Raw genomic sequence first — 17,323 nt, 5'->3', positions numbered from 1 at the left:
CCTGCGGGGATGATCCCTTTGATTGGCCGATTATGAATGTTCCGGGTTCAAGTGCCCCGCACCTGCGGGGATGATCCTAACCGCCCTAGTACCGCTCTTAATAATCTATGAAGTGCCCCGCACCTGCGGGGATGATCCCCCGCCAAGCAGCTGCGGCAACCGCCCAATTAGAAGTGCCCCGCACCTGCGGGGATGATCCCGAGGCGTGACCAGTTGACCGCGGATCATATCAAAGTGCCACGCACCTGCGGGGATGATCCCATTCTCTGTAGAAGTATCCGGGCGCGGGACTGAAGTGCCCCGCACCTGCGGGGATGATCCCGCGCCTTTAGCTTCAGCTCTCCTATAGGCAGCAAGTGCCCCGCACCTGCGGGGATGATCCCGCGCTAGAGACGATATAAGAACTGAAGTCGGCAAGTGCCCCGCACCTGCGGGGATGATCCCCCGGAGCTTTGGGGCTTTCATCCCGCGCTAGGAAGTGCCCCGCACCTGCGGGGATGATCCGATCCCTTTAAATACTTGGAAGATTCCGGTTAGAAGTGCCCCGCACCTGCGGGGATGATCCCCCTTTTACTACACCTAGCGGAACCAATCGGGGAAGTGCCCCGCACCTGCGGGGATGATCCCTAAGGGAAATAACCAAAACCGCGATCTACAAAAAGTGCCCCGCACCTGCGGGGATGATCCGACCTGACCCCTGTAGAAGCCGCCGCAATGGCAAAGTGCCCCGCACCTGCGGGGATGATCCCGATGACGACGCCGCGACTTTATATAAGCGGCTAAGTGCCCCGCACCTGCGGGGATGATCCGGATATTCCTCGGGACGAACTGGTAGCCGCCCTAAGTGCCCCGCACCTGCGGGGATGACCCCCAGAATTACGAAACCAGCAAACATACTCAAAGAACCGGTGGTGGTTACCAGGATCGCCTGCCGGGCAGCGGCGCGAGAGGCGCGTTCCTCAGCCTGATGCCCGATCAAAATAAAAGAACTGAGAGTGGTGATTTCCCAAAAGAAATAGAGGGTCATGGTGTGATCTGCTAAGACCAGACCCGACATGGAGGCCGCAAAACCGAGGAAAGCCGCAATGAATTGACGCAGGCGCGGGGAATCCTCCGAAAAATATTGCGCGCAGTAAACCAAGATGAGGCTGCCCACCAGGTTGATTACGATTAGCATTAGCCAAGATAGGCCAGTGAGGCGAAAACCGATTTCTAGTTCCAACGCGCTGGACCACTGATAAAAGTCAGCTAAACCCGCTGATCCGGTTCCGAAAGCTTGCCGGGTGTGCGAGAGCGTCCAGATCAGGGCGCCAAGGGGCATCAGAGCGGCAAAGTAAAAAGTGCGCTGCCTAAAATACTTAACTAGCTGCGGAATCAGGAGTGTAGCCAAGAAGTAGCACACGATTAGCGGGGCGGCCTGGTCCCACAAGATCATAGCTATTTCCGTTTCACTTTCTTGATTTTCCGTCCCACATGTTCCGGCTGTCACTCAACTGTACCGTGAACTATTTTTTATGGGGGCTAGGCAATAATTTTTTAGACAGATATCTATATGTGAGCGAGAACACTTTCTAGTGGCGCAATAGGCAAAAATATGCGGTACTATAGTCCTATATCTTGATGTCAAGGTACTTAATGAGAGGACGTGCAAGTGGACCTTTACGAATATCAGGCTCGCGACCTTTTTGCGGCTCACGGAGTTCCCGTGTTAGCCGGGATCGTAGCCGAAACTCCCGAAGAAGCAGAAAAAGCTGCCGAGAAACTCGCCCAGCCCCTAGTGGTGGTAAAAGCACAGGTAAAGACGGGTGGCCGCGGAAAAGCTGGCGGGGTTAAACTCGCTCGCAGCCCCCAGGAAGCCCGCGAAAAAGCCGAAGAGATCTTGGGGATGGATATTAAGGGACATACCGTGCACCGGGTGTTGATCGCCGCGGGTGCCGATATCGCTTCTGAATACTATTTCTCGATTCTTCTTGACCGCTCAAACCGCCGCCATCTGGCAATGTGCTCCAAAGAAGGCGGCATGGAAATTGAGCAGCTGGCCAAGGAACGCCCGGAAGCATTGGCGAAGGTACCGCTGCCGGTTACTGGCATTGACGAGGGTATCGCTCGGAACATTCTCAAAGAGGCCGGTTTTGAGGACGAAGAACTCATCGCTAAAGCCGTACCGGTACTTGAGGGGCTTTGGGATGTATATCAAGGCGAGGACGCCACCCTAGTAGAGGTAAACCCCCTGGTATCCAGTGAAGAGGGCGAGATTATTGCCCTGGATGGGAAAGTTACCCTGGACGATAATGCCCGTTTCCGTCACCCCGGTCACGAGGAACTAGTAGATAAACGCACTGAAGATCCTCTGGAAGCCAAGGCTAAAGAAAAAGGTTTGAACTATGTCCACCTAGAAGGCCAGGTGGGGATTATTGGTAACGGTGCCGGTCTAGTGATGTCAACTTTGGACGTGGTGGCCTACGCCGGAGAAGAATACGGAGTGAAACCCGCTAACTTCCTGGATATCGGGGGCGGTGCCTCCGCACAGGTGATGGCCGATGGCCTCGATATTATTCTCGGTGACCCCCAGGTTAAATCGGTGTTCGTAAACGTGTTCGGCGGGATTACCGCCTGTGACCAGGTGGCTACCGGGATCGTGAAAGCAATCGAAATGTTGGGCGATAAAGCCACGAAGCCGTTGGTGGTGCGCCTAGACGGCAACTCGGTTGAGGCCGGTCGCCAGATTTTGAAAGCAGCCAACCTGCAGCAGGTGACCATGGTAGAAACTATGGATGCTGGCGCCGCCGAGGCAGCTAAACTCGCTGCCGGAAAATAAGAATCGGTAAAAGAATAAGGAGAAACAATAATGTCAGTATTCCTTGATTCCTCAGCCCGGATTGTCGTACAGGGCATGACCGGTTCCGAGGGGCGCAAGCACACCCGGCTGATGCTGGGTGCCGGCACCAATGTGGTAGGCGGCACCAACCCTAAAAAAGCAGGGCAAACGGTTGATTTCGATATCGTCCCGCTAGGTGAAGCCGCAGAAAAGAAAGGCGTGAAAGCCGGAACGGTTTCGGTACCGGTTTTTGGCACCGTCAAAGAAGCGATGGAGAAAGAGGGCGCGAATGTTTCAGTAGTGTTCGTTCCTCCTCGTTTCGCTAAAGGCGCGGTGTTAGAGGCCGTCGAGGCCGGAATGCCCCTAATCGTGGTGATCACCGAGGGGATCCCGGTGCAGGATTCCACCGAGTTCGTAAATGCCGCCCTGGAGAAAGGCTGCCGGATTATCGGCCCGAACTGCCCCGGAATTATTAGTCCCGGACAGTCCAATGTGGGGATTACCCCCGCCGATATTACTGGTTCTGGTCCCATCGGTTTGGTATCCAAGTCCGGTACTTTGACCTACCAGATGATGTTTGAGCTGCGCGATATTGGCTTTACTACCTGTATGGGGATTGGCGGTGACCCGGTGGTGGGCACCACCCATATTGATGCTCTCGAAGCTTTCGAAAAAGATCCCGACACCAAGGTAATCGTGATGATCGGTGAAATCGGGGGAGACGCGGAAGAACGCGCCGCCGACTATATCGCAGCTAATGTCACCAAACCGGTGATTGCCTATGTAGCGGGCTTTACTGCTCCTAAAGGTAAAACCATGGGACATGCGGGGGCTATCGTCTCCGGCTCGGCAGGGACTGCCCAAGCTAAGAAAGAAGCTTTGGAAGCTCACGGCGTGAAAGTGGGGAAGACTCCTTCTCAAACTGCTGAACTGGCGCGGGAAGCTTTCAAAGCCCTTAGCTAACTGGCAAAAGCGGCCAGTTAGCCAAGTTACCTGAAGGTGACAGGCTGGAAGCTAAAATCTGAATACCTGTAAATGTTGTGGGGGGCGGCGCTAAGCGCCGCCCCCCACTGATTATTTGGCGTCAGTCCTACCCGGGGGGTTAACAAAGGATCGCGGTGCGCCTAAATGGTAAGAGAGCGAAAAAGTGGACAATAGTAGGGATGTTGCGCCGGCCTAATGTTCCAAAAATTCCTCGGCAATCTGCAGAAGCCAGGAAACCAGTCGCGCATACCGCCACGGGAAAAACCGCCAGTGCGACCAGAAATATCAAGCGGAAGTCGAAAATTCAGCTCCCGGGGCTAAACAAACAACAATCAACCTCAAAAGTTGCTTCTAAAGCTCGCAAACAAGCGGCTAAAGTCGCGAAGAAGGGGAAAGTCGGATGGGCAGAAAAACTGCGCTTACCGACCAAAAAAACTCGTTTAGCCTCTGGTAAAGACACTGGCAAGGCTGCCGGCTCTAAACCGGAGACGAACTCTGCCGAACAGCGGCGAACTTTTACTCTGCGGATTCCTCGCGGTATCACCCGGATGGTGGCCGCTGCCCTCCTCACCTGCATACTTCCCTGGTTCCTATTCTTGGCTGTCAGTGCCGGCGTGTATTTTTCCACCTCGGCTAACCCCTGGATGGCAGATACTGTCTGGACAGATTCCTTAGCGGTAGGATCCAGCATTTGGGCTCTCGGCTTCGCGGTTCCCTTGCGGGCTGGTTTGGGGCAAGCCGCCACCTTATCGGTGATACCCCTGGGGTTATGGATATCCTATCTGTGGTTGGGGGGCCGGATAGCGCGCGCGTTTGTCCTCGAAAGCCGGGCAGTGCTGTGGGTCTACCCCTTTGCGCAGGCGATAGTTGCTTCCCTGGTGGGGTTAGTGGTGAGGGGAGCCTACAGTTTCGGGTCACTGTTCTTTTGGGCATTAATCCACGGCTTTGCCACCGTTGCCTACGCCTTTTACCTATTTGATCGTGACCAGCGTCGAAATGGCGATAAACCTTCGATGCTCCACCCTAAAGCGCGTTTTACCTTTGATTTTGGACGCTTCACCACTTGGGGCCGGACGTTAATCCTCCGTCTACGCCAACCCGACCGCGGCTATAGGCAGGATTTGGAAAACCGGCGTCTGGGGATTGATCGGGACGAACGCAGCTGGGACGGAGCCAATAGCACTTGGACGGTTCCCGGCTGGGTGGTGTCCGGGGTGCGTGCCGGATGGCAAATGTTCATGTTCTTCGGGCTAATCACCTTTATTCTGGTGCTGGCCCAAGTGTTTTCGCATTTCGCGGCGGTAAATAAAATCTATGAACTCTACGGGGTGTCCCTGGGCGCAGGCGCCCTCATCTGGTTGGCGCAACTGCTGTATCTGCCTACCGTGCAAACCTGGGCGTTAGCCTGGATTATGGGGCCGGGATTTCAGCAGGGCAGCGGAACTATCCGTTCTTTAACCCAGGTCAAAGCCGGTCCCATTCCGGCGGTACCTATCTTAGGGGCACTGCCTGAGCAAACTCCCGGGTATTGGGTTCCGGCGTTGATCGTAGGGCTTAGCCTAGTGTTTGGTTACCTGCTGTATACCGCTATGGCGCGAGTAGATTTCTTTTCCCATGTAGCCTCGTTCCTGGTAGGGACGCTATTATTTACATTTTTGACCGTCTGGTTCTGTTTCTTATCCTCCGGCTCCATAGGTGCGGGACGGATGTCCGCCTGGGGAGTAGGACCGCTTACAACCGCGGCAATGGCATTTATATTGGTGTGGATACCTATCCTGCTGGTAGCAACGGTTGCCCACCCTCGTGCTCGCGCCTACCTGGCCGAGAACTTCTTCAAGGCGAGGAGGGCGAGTGTGCGCGTTAGCCGCCAAGGGTTAGCGGCAGCTAAAGAAAAAGCGAAAGAGTTGCAGTCCCGAAATCCCCTCAGTGCCGAGTCTGATGTTAAAGATGAGGACGAGGCACCAGAGGCTGCAGAGTCGCAAGCAGCCCCAACTGGGGAAACCGTAGAAAGCGCAGAAATAGCGCAAACGCACGACGAGAGCGACGCTGACGGGGAAGCAACTCCCGCTGATGATGAAAGTCAGCGCGAGGATGAGGGGGAAGAAACTGCCGAAAATATCCCCGAAGAAAACACCCCCGAAACCGTCGGTGATCCGGAAACCAAATCAGAAAGCGAGCAGGAGAATTCAGAGCCGCCCCCCCAGACTCCGCCAAAACCGCAAGAAACTTTTGCCCGCTCGCGAGGAGCGCTTCCGGCTGACACCGAGGAAATCAAAGATTTAGTGACCGATTGGGCAGAACGCAAAACCGATGAAGTGATTGCGAAAGACCAACAGGAACTGGAAAAAATAAAATCTTCTGCCCAGCGGATTCCGGCAGCGGAACTGGCGCGACCAGCGATAAAGCGTTCACTTTTCAAACGCGGACGCCTCAAAGCCGGCAAGCCGCGCCACGACGCCGACGACACCTCCACCCAAGCCATCGAACTCCCCGACCAAGACTAACTTTCCCCGCTGGAGTGGGCGGGGTAAACTGACACTAACGTGACTGGCGAAAAAAGTGGATTACCACTGGGGAACGCAAAAGGACAGTCGCTCGCCTGGGCTGGACAAAGAATGCAAGAGAAGGATCCCGCGTCATGAGCGAAATTAAACCCATTAAACGTGCCCTGGTCAGCGTGTACGATAAGACCGGCCTGGATAAACTGGCAAAAAGCCTGCAGGCAGCTGGGGTAGAGATTATTTCCACCGGCTCCACCGCCCGCCAGATTGCCGCTGCCGGGGTAGAAGTAACCGAAGTTTCCCAGGTAACTGGGTTTCCCGAATGCCTCGACGGGAGGGTAAAAACCCTGCACCCGCTGATTCATGCGGGGATTTTGGCTAATCGGGAGCTGCCTACTCACGTTGCGCAGCTGAAAGAACTAAAAGTAACCCCGATCGACCTGGTGGTTGGTAATCTTTATCCTTTCGCAGACACCGTAGCTTCCGGCGCGGGGTTTGCGGATTGCATCGAAAAAATCGATATCGGAGGCCCCTCGATGATTCGGGCGGCCGCCAAGAATCACGCCGATGTGGCAGTGATTGTTGATCCCAGTTCCTACGATGACCTTGCTGCTGCCTTGGAGCGTGGCGGATTCACTGCGCAGGAGCGCCGGGAACTGGCAGCGCGGGCCTTTAACCACACCGCTATTTATGACACCCAGATTTCTTCCTGGTTTGCTAAGCAACTCCCGGGCGAGGACGAGTCTACCGCCAGCAACTCCCTGCCCAACTTGGAAGAGTGGAAACCACAGCTCAAGGAACTGCACAGCTTGCGTTATGGGGAAAACCCCCATCAGGAGGCCGCGGTTTACCGCTTCACCGATGAAGAGGGCGGCCTGGCGCAGGCGGAACAACTGGGCGGCAAACCCATGAGTTACAACAACTACACTGATGCCGATGCGGCTTGGCGCGCTGCCACCGACCATAGCGAGCCCTGCGTAGCGGTAATCAAACACGCCAACCCCTGCGGGATTGCGATTGCCGAGGACGTAGCGCAGGCACACCTGTTGGCGCATGGCTGTGACCCGCTGTCGGCCTATGGCGGGGTGATTGCCTGCAACCGTGAAGTGACGCTAAAAATGGCGCAGCAGGTAAAACCGATTTTCACTGAGGTTATTATTGCCCCTGACTATGAAGCAGAAGCCTTAGAGCTGCTGCAGACTAAGAAGAACCTACGGATTTTGCGGATTGACGCGGATGCTCCAGTGGAATGGGAGTTCCGCCAGATCAGCGGGGGAGTGCTGGCGCAAACTCGTGACCGCCTGCAGGCCGAGGGTGATAATCCGGAAAACTGGACTTTGGCCGCGGGGCCGGCAGCAGATGAGCAAACCCTGGCGGATCTGGCGTTCGCTTGGAAGACCGTGCGGGCAGTAAAGTCGAACGCTATTTTGCTGGCGAAGAATCAGGCCACAGTCGGCATTGGCATGGGGCAGGTGAATCGCGTTGATTCTTGTGCCCTGGCGGTTCAGCGCGCCAATACCTTGGGGCAGGCGCCGGAAGGCGAGGCCGCTCCCGAGCGGGCGCGTGGCTCGGTAGCCGCTTCCGATGCTTTCTTCCCCTTCGCTGATGGTCCTCAAACCCTGATCGATGCGGGCGTAAAAGCCATTGTGCAGCCAGGTGGTTCTATTCGCGATGAAGAAACCATCAAAGCCTGCCAGGACGCAGGGGTAACTCTCTACCTGACTGGTACCCGCCATTTCTGGCACTAGGGTGTTTAATCGCGGCTGGCAGCAAGCTGGTCACTGATTTTAAAGCCGCCAGCTGATCGCCAGGCGAGACTGGCAAACGCGAAGCCTGAGCGATAGATCTGACAGCGGTACTGATAACCTGGGGACGCTGACCGGCGTCCCCAGGTTATTTTGATTTTCCAGGTGTGCAGTTAGGAGAGCGTAGATGATTATCGCAGCAACTGATGGTTCTTCCCTCGGCAATCCCGGTGCCGGCGGCTGGTGTTGGTATTTGTCACCTGATTGTTGGCGAGCCGGCGGTTTTACCCGGGGAACTAATAACCAGGCAGAGCTGATGGCGGTAGCCGATCTACTGACCGAAACTGCCGAAATAGACGATGATTTATTGATTCAGGCGGACTCTCAGTACGTGATCAACATTTTGACCAAATGGCGGTTCGGGTGGAAGAAAAAAGGCTGGAAAACTGGAGGCGGCAAACCGGTAGCCAACCTGGAACTGGTGAAACGCCTCGACCAGCTGCTATCTGACCCCCGTAGGCGGGGAAAAGTTAGCTTCGAATGGGTAAAGGGACATGCTGGTCACCCCCTGAACGAACAAGCGGACAGCCATGCGCAGGCAGTCGCGAGAGCCTATCAGTCAGGTACTCCCAGCGAGCAGGACCTGGGGCCAGGTTGGAAAGCCGGGAAGAATATGAACCAGGGCGAATCCTTTGACCTTCCCGCCACCAAGGCCGCTGCGTCTGCACGCAACCAGCAGCCAGGGCTGTCGCAATCTTCGCGCACGGAAAAACCTGCTACCCCCCCGGTGCCACCTGCGCGCCCTCTTTACCCGCATTTAGAACAAAATCCGAACCCTAAAGAATATCGCCAAGGACGCTACCTAATCCGCGAACACGTCCTGACTGTGCCTCTCTATCATCCAGAAGTAGCGTTAAACCTGTTCCCGGACTCGGCAAAAAATCCGGTAGTAAACCTGGCGCGCGGGGCAGATAACCAGGAGAGCGGGGTGCAAAGTGAACTTTTTGCAGTTTCTCCCAGCGAAGAGTCCGCTGCCGAATCGCCGGAAAAACCGGAAATTCCGGAACCGGGCGACCAGTTCCTGCCCCCTTGGGTGGACGCGGAAATTGAGAAAACCAATATCCAGATTTATGCCCGCGAAATTGCCCGCGACGATGATGAAACCCGACCTTACCTAATCTTTTTCCAAGGTGGGCCCGGGTGCAAAGGGTCTCGTCCTGCCGACTGGGCTGAACCCTGGTTCGGAGCGGCGCTCGAAAAATACCGGATAATTATGCTTGACCAGCGGGGAACCGGACGCTCCACCCCGCTCGATAACGTAACTATTCCCGCTTTGGGGTCCCGCGCCGGAGCCTGGCTGCGGCTAATGCGCGCCGACCAGATTGTAGGGGACGCCGAAGCGCTGCGCCGCGCCCTAGGAATAAAAAAGTGGACGGTAATGGGGCAAAGTTTTGGCGGCTTCATTATTACCGCCTATCTCTCCCGTTTTCCCGAGAACATCGAAAAAGCTTATATCACCGGAGGCCTGCCGGGACTAACCAAGGTTAACCGCATCTATGAGCGCACGTTTGCGGCCACCGCCCGGCGCTGCCAAGAGTTCTATGCTCTGCCTGGCATGGAAGAGGCCGTACGACAAACCTGTGCGCACGTGTTAGAACACGATGAATACCTGCCCAATGGAGAAAAACTTACCCCCAATCGGATTCGGCAGGTAGGTCTGGAGCTGGGACGCACCTACGGTCTAGAGAACCTGCGCTATCTCTTCGAGGCGCCGTTTGTGCAGCTGGGAGGCCGGCGGCACCTCACCCAAGAATTTTTAGGACAGGTAGGAAGCCGGGTCAGTTTTGCTTTAGATCCCCTCTACGCCCTCTTGCATGAAACTATTTATGGCAACGCGGTGCCGCAAAGCGAAGTGGAGCCGACTGCCTGGGCGGCAGATCGGATTCGCGAAAATGCTCCCGGGTTCGCGCAAAACGCAAATCCTCTCGACCATGAACAACCCTATTACCTGACCGGGGAACACTTTGGTAGCTGGGCATTTGCGCAAGATCCCGCGCTTAAATCCCTAGCTGACCTAGCAGATGATTTGGCGGCGGAAACTGACTGGCCGGTACTCTATGACCCGCAGAAACTAGCGGAAAACCAGGTGCCAGTACATGCGGTAGTCTACCGGGACGATATTTTCGTTCCCCGCACCCTGTCTCTTAATACCGGCAGGGTTATGGGCGCGAATATCCTAGAAAAAGCCGATCTACACCACGACGGGCTGCGCGCCAGCGGAAACCTGATCATTTCCTGGCTGCTATCGCATTAGCGAAAGCAGAGCTACCGGCAGCTGATAGAGCAGCTACCGGGATGCCCCTAAATTCCGGGTGGTAGAACTGACTAGCAGCCCGCTAACGGTGCACAATTACCGGAGTGCCAACGGGTGCCCAAGCATAGAGGGATTTCGCGTCCTCCGGAAGCATATTTACGCAGCCATGCGAAATCTGTTTTCCGGGTACTCCAAAGAACCATTGGCCATGGTTAGTGCTATAGGCTCCATGCAGAGCATATCCTCCGTGAAAATACATCGCATAAGGAATGCCGTACTCGACATAGTTGCTGCCGCGCATGGTCTTAGATTCGTATTTTCGTTCAATGGCGAATTTGCCTTGAATAGTAGGCGTAGAGGGTTTCCCAATGCCTACTGTGAACTTCCCCTTTGCTGGGGTGGCTCCCTCATAACCAATGACGGAGTAATTAGACAGGTTAACGTCAATCCATTTTTCTCCAGGAGCCGCCATATATACCAGATTCTCTGCCCCCTCAGCGAGGGTTTTATCTTCAATATTCGCTTTATCTACCTGGGATTTATAGGCGAGGGAAGAATCCTTTCCGGCGTTTAGGTTAGCGGCAATTTCCTTGGTGAGTTCCTCACTGTTAGTGACTTTAACTCCGTCCTTCGGCTCAACCTCTGTCTTTAGAACCTTTCCCGCGCTGGTAACATAGCGTTTCCCATCAACTTTCTGTACTTCCACCGCGTCTTTATTCTCATTTACCCAATCAGCAATAGTTTTACTGTCGGCGGTGGGTTTCGCCGTTCTGGTGACTGCCGGAATAGCTACGAAACCAACCTTTGTGGTTTGATCAGCAGCGATTTCCTTATCCCCGGCTTTTATCGTCACCTGGGGCTGAATAAATTTTTGGGCTGCATCTGCCAAATTTTGTGCCAACTTAATATCCACCAGCGGCTTGATCGGTCCCACAGCTAATTTTAGGTTCTGATTCTGTTGCGTAGACACGACCTTATCGGCTGCTTTGATCAGGGCCTCGGTATCTGCCCCAAATCCGTCCTTGCCAGGAACTACTTCAAATCCGTTACCTTGAGCATTGGGCTTGACCGCAGGCTCGATCGCCGGCTTAGCTTTTGGAATTTCTTTGGAAATTTCCTGCGATAGTTTATTGGTAACCGTAGGATCGAACTCATGAAGAATCGGAATTTTGTGAGAAGCAAACAGGCTGGTTACGTAGCTAAAAGCACTGCTGCGCGCAGTTGCTCGCTGCGCGGTTTCTTGCGACTGAACCCGGTAGCCGATTTCTTGGGGAGTAAATGATTCTTGTTTGATTCCCTCTCCCGAAAAAGTTGCTTTATAGGAGGTTTGGGCTGCCTCCAGCTGTTTTTGGATCTGGGAGCTGGTCATCCCGGATACTTTGACCTCGCCAACCATGGTGCCCGGCAGCGCCTTTTTCCCCATCGCGTAGTAGGTAACATAAAGCGCGAACGCTGCTACCAACGCCACCAGCACGCCAACAATAACGGCAACGGTAATTTTTGCTTTCTTAGACATTTATCTGGGCTTCCAAAATGGGTGAATCACAACAACATCTTTATCTTAACCGTGTTTTTCAAACTATCTATATTGAGGTGAAGATAAGACAACCCAAAATAGTGGTCAAACTGCCTTATAAAAGGTATCCCAGCGATTCCAATCGCTGGGATACCTGATTAGAACTGTATCTAGCTGTGAGACACTACCGGGGTTCCGATTGGTGCCCAATCGTAGAAATCGCGCGCCCCGCCCACTGGCATATTCACGCAGCCGTGGGAACCACCCGGGCCTCCCCATCCAAAGGAGCCGCGCCAAGGAGCCCCGTGCAAAGCGTATCCTCCCGAAAAGAACATTGCGTAGGGGACGTTCGGAGATACATAGCGGCTGCCGTCAGCGTTGTTTCCCCGCATGGTTTTAGAGCGATATTTTCGCTCGATAGCGAAGTTGCCCTTAATGGTGGGGGTAGCAGGGGCCCCCGGCACCATAGAGACCGGTCCTTTCACTACGGTGGCGCCCTCGTACCCGGTCACCGTGTAGTTGGAAAGATTGATATCAATCCATTTTTCTCCGGGACCCGCCATATAGACTAGCTTTTCAGCACCATCCGCGATGGTCTTGTCGGTGACCTTAGCCTTATCAACCCGGGTTTCATAGCTGACAGTGGCATCTTTACCGGCCGCAAATTTCTTAGCTATTTCTTGAGTGATTTTTTCAGCATTGCTGACCGTCACGCCATCTTTAGGCTCGGTCTCCGTTTTCACGACTTTGCCGGCACTGTTGACAAAGCGTTTCCCATCAACCTTCTTAACTTCGATTTCTTTCTTATTACCGTCTACCCATGCGCCTACAGCTTTTTGATTCGCTTCCGGCTTCGCATTTTTGCTGATGGCGGGAATAGCTACAAAGCTAACCTTAGTTTTTTGATCAGCGACAATATTTTTTTGACCAGCATTAATAGCTACTTCACTTTCCGTGAGTTTGGTGGCGGCAGCTGCCATTTGCTGGGCAAGATCTGGGCTGGCCAAAGGTTTAACTGCACTTGCCTGTAGGGAAGACTGTTGATCCTTTTGCGTGTCCATAACCTTGTTGGCAGCCATCACCAAAGTTTGAGTGTCCGCCCCGAATCCATCTTTACCGGGAACTACTTCAAATCCGGTGCCCTCTCCATTCGCTTTCACCATTGGTTCGCTAGCAGGTTTGGCTTCGGGAATATCTTTGGAAAGGTTCTGCGACAACTTGTTAGTAACTACCGGATCGATATCGTGAACGATCTCCACCTGGCGGGAGGTAAATAGGCTACTGATGTAGCTGAAAGCGCTGCTGCGGTCAGTGGCGTTCTTCGCGGTGGTTTTTGAGTCCAGCAAATACCCGATTTCTTTCGGGGTGAATGAGCTTTCTTTGAATCCCTGTCCCGAGAAGGTGGCTTTATAGTTGGTCTGCGCAGCTTCCAGCTGGCTTTGGATCTGGGAGCTGGTCATCCCGGATACTTTGACCTCGCCAACCATGGTGCCCGGCAGCGCCTTTTTCCCCATCGCGTAGTAGGTGACGTAAATCGCGAACGCTGCTACCAAGGCCACTAGCACGCCAACAATAACGGCAATAGTTATTTTTGCTTTCTTATTCATCGATATCTGTGCTTCCAAATGGGATTTTTTAATAACATCTTCATCCTAACGGCGTTTATTGGTTCCAACACCCCCCAGGTTGGGTAAGTCTGCTCACAGTGCAGGTAGAGTCGGTTTTCACCTTGCTTGACCAGCGTTAACAGTCAATAAGACTTCCTGGCGTTATGAGATTGTTATCAGATTTATTTTTCGGATGGTGAACTAAGCCATAAACTGGTCCAGCTGAAAGGTCACCCGCACCACATTTTGCCCCAGAACTGGCGCCGTTACTGCGGGAAGTGGCATAATCTAATCCGGTTCCGGTTCACCTTTTGTAACCTGCATTTGGACCCGGCGCCCTGAGAACCTCAAGGAGAAACCATGAAGCAGGGAATTCATCCCGAATATGTCCCCACTACGGTTACTTGTACCTGTGGGAACACTTTTGAAACCCGATCTACCATTAAGTCCGGCACCATGCGGGTAGACGTGTGTTCCGCCTGCCACCCCTTCTTTACCGGCAAGCAAAAGATTATGGATACCGGAGGGCGCGTTGCTCGCTTCGAAGCCCGTTACGGCAAGCGTCAGCGCAACAAGTAAGTTTAGCTTTCAGTGTGGCCGGCCAGCGTGCCGGCCACACTTTTTATTTTTAGCTAGCTCAATTTGCGCCTGGCGCGGCGAAAACTATCACCAATCGACAGTCTTGGTTTTCTAGCCCCGCTCAGGCAACGTAAAGTAGAAGTCAGTTCGCTAAGAGTTATAAGGAGCAACTGTGGGATCGCCGATTGACGAGGAAGCTGTGCAAGCCCTCATCACAGAAAAAACTGAACTGGAAATGAAGATGGGCGATCCTCAGGTGCAAAAGGATCAACAAAAGGCCCGCCAGATAGGTCGCCGCCACACCCAGTTGGCGCAGATAGCGAAAGCCTATGAGACCTGGAAGAGCGCCGAGGGTGACCTCCAGGCTGCCAAGGAACTGGCGAAAGAAGATTCCGACTTTGCCGCTGAGATTCCCCAGATGGAACAGGCCGAAAGTCAGGCGCTAGATAAGCTGCGCAAAATATTGGCTCCCCGGGATCCCGATGATAGTCGCGACGTGATTATGGAAATCAAAGCTGGTGCCGGTGGGGATGAATCTGCCCTCTTCGCGGGGGATCTGCTGCGAATGTATGAGCGTTATGCGGAAACCAAAGGCTGGAGCCTGCAGGTACTAGATTCCACGGTTAATGATCTGGGGGGAATTAAGGACGCGCAGATCGCGATTAAAGCCAAAGGAAACGTAGCTCCTGAGGACGGGGTATGGGCGAACCTCAAATACGAGGGCGGGGTGCACCGAGTACAGCGGGTGCCAGTCACCGAGTCGCAGGGACGCATCCATACTTCTGCCGCCGGAGTGCTAGTAATGCCGGAGGTCGAAGACGCGGGGGAAGTAGAGATCGACCCCAATGAAGTCCGCGTAGATGTCTTCCGGTCCTCCGGACCCGGGGGACAGTCGGTTAATACCACCGATTCCGCAGTTCGCTTGACCCATATTCCCACCGGAATTGTGGTCAGTATGCAAAACGAGAAGTCGCAGATCCAAAACCGGGAGGCGGCGTTCCGGGTGTTGCGGGCGCGCTTAAAAGCGGAAGAAGAGGCGAAGCGGGAGGCCGAGGCGGCCGAGCAACGCCACTCGCAGGTGCGGACGGTGGATCGCTCCGAACGTATCCGCACCTATAACTTCCCAGAGAACCGGATTGCTGATCACCGCACCGGATACAAGGCCTATAACCTTGACCAGGTACTTAACGGGCAATTGCAGCCCGTGATTGATTCGGCCATCAAACTCGATGAAGAACATCGCTTGGCGCAACTCTCCGGGCAGTCGGACAAATAAGCGCAGCGATTCCCCGATGAACGAGGCCGGTTTTTCTCGCCAAGAGGCATTTTCCTGGGCGCGACAGCGTTATGCCGCAGCTGGAATCGAGCCGGCACGTGAAATCATGGCGCTTTATTGTGCGGCCTGTGAAGCCGATGAATTTCTATTTGCTCCCCAGGTTTTATCTCCCTCCCAGGAGCTGGTGTTTCGGGATCTGGTGGAACAGCGCTGCACTCACCAGCCGCTGCAGCATTTGCTAAAAGAAATGTATTTCGGTGCTTTTCGCCTGATTTCCAGCCCAGACGTTTTTATTGTGCGCCCGGAAACTGAATATCTAGTAGAACTGGCGCTGCGTCCCCGAGGCGCCAAGCAAGCGAAACTAGCTGCGGATTTATGTGCCGGATCGGGTGCCATTGCCTTGACTCTTGCCCGAGAGTTGCCCACATCCCAGGTGTTTATGGTGGAGATAAGTGAAAAAGCTTTAGGGGTGGCCCGGAAAAATCTGGAACGTTATCCAGATTTAGCGGATCGAATCACTGTCAGCTGCGGCGATGTTGCTGACCCGGGGCTTTGGGAGGAGCAGGCAGGAACTTTTGATCTGGTCGTAAGCAACCCGCCCTATGTGCCGCCCGGTACTATTACCCAGCCGGAAGCGTTAAAGGATCCGCCACTCGCCCTTTGGGGCGGAGGCGAGGATGGCCTCACGATTCCGAAACGAACCGTTAAACAAGCTTTCCGCCTGCTGGGACAAGACGGGATTTTCGCGATGGAACATGACCCCACCCAAGGGGAAAAACTGCGCGATTATGCTGGGGAAATAGGATTTTCTCGGGTGAGGACGCAGCCGGATCTCAGCGGGCGTCCTCGCTACCTATTGGCACGAAAGTAAAGGCAGGCTTAACGAGTACCTTAAATGATGCTAACGTTAAGGTAAAGTGGCTGCACACTAGGAGAAAGGGGCGGCTATGTCGAGTGGATTTCGCGCGGCAGTAGCAGTAGCTGCCGTGGCGTTGCTACCTGCATTCGTCACCACTACCGCTTTCGCCGATGACCCTACTCCCAAGCCCACTTTGAACTATGTGGAGGCGCCTTTAGATCGCCCTCCCAGCACTACCGCGAAAGAAGTGGTTAGCGCGGCTGGAGCGGAGGCAACCACTCCAGCGCCCTCCCCAAAAAATAGCGATCCTAATCCTGCGCCCGAAACGAGCACTTCCGCCCCGCAAACTGGCGAGCCGGCCGATTCCCCGCAGTTAGCGCAAACCGGAGGCCAGCGTGATATCTGGCTGACCGGATTTTCCCTGCTGTGCATCTGGACGGGAAGTGCTGTCGTTACCTACGGGCGTGAGCGTAACCTAAAACGCTAATATGCAAGTATGCGAACTCCGCTAAGTAAACAAGACATCGCTAGTCTAAAAAAACAGATAGCAGCCGGGAAGCTGCTGGTAGTACCGACAGATACCGTCTATGGGATCGCGGCGAATCCGTTTTCTTCCTCGGCCGTAGATAGGCTACTAACCGCTAAAGGCAGAGGGCGTGACTTTCCCTCCCCGGTGCTGGTCAGCAGTATTTCGCAAGCCAGTGCACTAGTACTCGAAATTTCTGCCTTAGCCAGGACTTTCATGGAGAAATTTTGGCCCGGAGCTCTTACTGTAGTCTTGCCGGCACGGAAAGATTTACCGCTCGATCTGGGGGTAACTGGAGGAACCGTAGCGGTGCGTCAACCCGACCAAAGCGATCTTTTGCAGTTACTGGAGGCCAGCGGACCGTTGGCGGTAACCTCTGCGAATCTGCATGGCTTGCCGCCAGCGCAAACGGTTACGCAAGCGCAGAAATATTTCGAGAATAAAGTCTCCGAATACGTGGACGCGGGGCCCAGCCGGATTGGCGAACCCTCCACCATAGTTAAGGTGGAGGCAGAAGACTATTTTGTGCTCCGCAGCGGGGCGATTCCGCCGACGCAGCTGCGCACGGTGGCCGGGAAAGCAGCGAAGAACTAGGGAG

Annotated in this window: 12 protein-coding genes, 1 pseudogene, 1 CRISPR repeat array and 1 riboswitch; of the genes and pseudogenes, 10 read left to right on the top strand and 3 right to left on the bottom strand. The window is 54.5% G+C overall.

Going from position 1 to position 17,323, the window contains the following annotated elements; genetic code table 11:
• Positions 1-49: 49 nt before the first annotated feature.
• A CRISPR array of direct repeats spans positions 50-870; the repeat unit is 28 nt; unit sequence AAGTGCCCCGCACCTGCGGGGATGATCC.
• A gap of 13 nt (positions 871-883) precedes the next feature.
• A pseudogene (locus tag AC1EKS_RS08300) lies at positions 884-1,321 on the bottom strand (proton-conducting transporter transmembrane domain-containing protein); the annotation flags it as partial.
• A 330-nt stretch (positions 1,322-1,651) separates the two neighbouring features.
• Here AC1EKS_RS08300 and sucC point away from each other — a divergent pair.
• The 5 genes from sucC (at position 1,652) to AC1EKS_RS08275 (ending at position 10,362) form a co-directional block, all read left to right on the top strand.
• Positions 1,652-2,818, top strand: coding sequence for an ADP-forming succinate--CoA ligase subunit beta (sucC, locus tag AC1EKS_RS08295; protein WP_481009347.1), 1,167 nt, complete (start codon positions 1,652-1,654; stop codon positions 2,816-2,818).
• Between the two features lie 30 nt (positions 2,819-2,848).
• Positions 2,849-3,781 carry a succinate--CoA ligase subunit alpha gene (gene sucD, locus AC1EKS_RS08290; protein ID WP_481009341.1) on the top strand — a complete coding sequence of 311 codons (933 nt, stop codon included), beginning with the start codon at positions 2,849-2,851 and terminating at the stop codon, positions 3,779-3,781.
• A 200-nt stretch (positions 3,782-3,981) separates the two neighbouring features.
• Positions 3,982-6,306 carry a cell division protein PerM gene (locus AC1EKS_RS08285; RefSeq protein ID WP_481009340.1) on the top strand — a complete coding sequence of 775 codons (2,325 nt, stop codon included), beginning with the start codon at positions 3,982-3,984 and terminating at the stop codon, positions 6,304-6,306.
• A gap of 29 nt (positions 6,307-6,335) precedes the next feature.
• Positions 6,336-6,414: riboswitch (ZMP/ZTP riboswitch) on the top strand.
• A 26-nt stretch (positions 6,415-6,440) separates the two neighbouring features.
• Complete coding sequence (gene purH, locus AC1EKS_RS08280) at positions 6,441-8,051, top strand: bifunctional phosphoribosylaminoimidazolecarboxamide formyltransferase/IMP cyclohydrolase (protein WP_481009339.1); 1,611 nt, start codon at positions 6,441-6,443, stop codon at positions 8,049-8,051.
• A 184-nt stretch (positions 8,052-8,235) separates the two neighbouring features.
• The gene (locus tag AC1EKS_RS08275) at positions 8,236-10,362 is read left to right on the top strand and encodes an alpha/beta fold hydrolase (RefSeq protein WP_481009338.1); all 2,127 of its coding nucleotides are present in this window, start codon (positions 8,236-8,238) and stop codon (positions 10,360-10,362) included.
• Between the two features lie 82 nt (positions 10,363-10,444).
• Here the strand turns inward: AC1EKS_RS08275 and AC1EKS_RS08270 are convergent, their stop codons facing one another.
• Positions 10,445-11,878 (bottom strand): L,D-transpeptidase family protein, encoded by a 1,434-nt coding sequence (locus AC1EKS_RS08270; RefSeq protein WP_481009337.1) that lies wholly within the window; start codon positions 11,876-11,878, stop codon positions 10,445-10,447.
• Between the two features lie 170 nt (positions 11,879-12,048).
• The gene (locus AC1EKS_RS08265; RefSeq protein ID WP_481009336.1) at positions 12,049-13,485 is read right to left on the bottom strand and encodes a L,D-transpeptidase; all 1,437 of its coding nucleotides are present in this window, start codon (positions 13,483-13,485) and stop codon (positions 12,049-12,051) included.
• 360 nt (positions 13,486-13,845) lie between these two features.
• Between AC1EKS_RS08265 and rpmE the strand changes: the two genes are divergently transcribed.
• The 5 genes from rpmE (at position 13,846) to AC1EKS_RS08240 (ending at position 17,319) form a co-directional block, all read left to right on the top strand.
• Positions 13,846-14,064, top strand: coding sequence for a 50S ribosomal protein L31 (gene rpmE / locus AC1EKS_RS08260; RefSeq protein ID WP_481009335.1), 219 nt, complete (start codon positions 13,846-13,848; stop codon positions 14,062-14,064).
• 172 nt (positions 14,065-14,236) lie between these two features.
• Positions 14,237-15,340, top strand: a complete 1,104-nt coding sequence (gene prfA / locus AC1EKS_RS08255) for a peptide chain release factor 1 (protein WP_481009334.1) — start codon at positions 14,237-14,239, stop codon at positions 15,338-15,340.
• Entirely contained in the window at positions 15,294-16,211 is a 918-nt protein-coding gene (locus AC1EKS_RS08250) for a N5-glutamine methyltransferase family protein (RefSeq protein WP_481009333.1), read from the top strand. Before prfA ends, AC1EKS_RS08250 begins: the two co-directional genes overlap by 47 nt.
• Positions 16,212-16,287: 76 nt before the next feature.
• Positions 16,288-16,686 carry a hypothetical protein gene (locus tag AC1EKS_RS08245; RefSeq protein WP_481009332.1) on the top strand — a complete coding sequence of 133 codons (399 nt, stop codon included), beginning with the start codon at positions 16,288-16,290 and terminating at the stop codon, positions 16,684-16,686.
• 9 nt (positions 16,687-16,695) lie between these two features.
• The gene (locus AC1EKS_RS08240; RefSeq protein ID WP_481009331.1) at positions 16,696-17,319 is read left to right on the top strand and encodes an L-threonylcarbamoyladenylate synthase; all 624 of its coding nucleotides are present in this window, start codon (positions 16,696-16,698) and stop codon (positions 17,317-17,319) included.
• The last annotated feature ends 4 nt before the right edge of the window (positions 17,320-17,323 follow it).

Source organism: Varibaculum sp. C0165D1 (assembly GCF_056590355.1).
The sequence above is the reverse complement of the archived record's forward strand: the minus strand, read 5'-3'. Positions and strand labels throughout refer to the sequence as shown.

Coding starts and splice junctions, on each gene's coding strand:
- AC1EKS_RS08245 (WP_481009332.1), top strand. CDS start 16,288: ATGTCGAGTGGATTTCGCGCGGCAGTAGCAGTAGCTGCCGTGGCGTTG.
- AC1EKS_RS08275 (WP_481009338.1), top strand. CDS start 8,236: ATGATTATCGCAGCAACTGATGGTTCTTCCCTCGGCAATCCCGGTGCC.
- AC1EKS_RS08285 (WP_481009340.1), top strand. CDS start 3,982: ATGTTGCGCCGGCCTAATGTTCCAAAAATTCCTCGGCAATCTGCAGAA.
- AC1EKS_RS08265 (WP_481009336.1), bottom strand. CDS start 13,485: ATGAATAAGAAAGCAAAAATAACTATTGCCGTTATTGTTGGCGTGCTA.
- AC1EKS_RS08250 (WP_481009333.1), top strand. CDS start 15,294: ATGAAGAACATCGCTTGGCGCAACTCTCCGGGCAGTCGGACAAATAAG.
- AC1EKS_RS08270 (WP_481009337.1), bottom strand. CDS start 11,878: ATGTCTAAGAAAGCAAAAATTACCGTTGCCGTTATTGTTGGCGTGCTG.
- purH (WP_481009339.1), top strand. CDS start 6,441: ATGAGCGAAATTAAACCCATTAAACGTGCCCTGGTCAGCGTGTACGAT.
- rpmE (WP_481009335.1), top strand. CDS start 13,846: ATGAAGCAGGGAATTCATCCCGAATATGTCCCCACTACGGTTACTTGT.
- AC1EKS_RS08240 (WP_481009331.1), top strand. CDS start 16,696: ATGCGAACTCCGCTAAGTAAACAAGACATCGCTAGTCTAAAAAAACAG.
- sucD (WP_481009341.1), top strand. CDS start 2,849: ATGTCAGTATTCCTTGATTCCTCAGCCCGGATTGTCGTACAGGGCATG.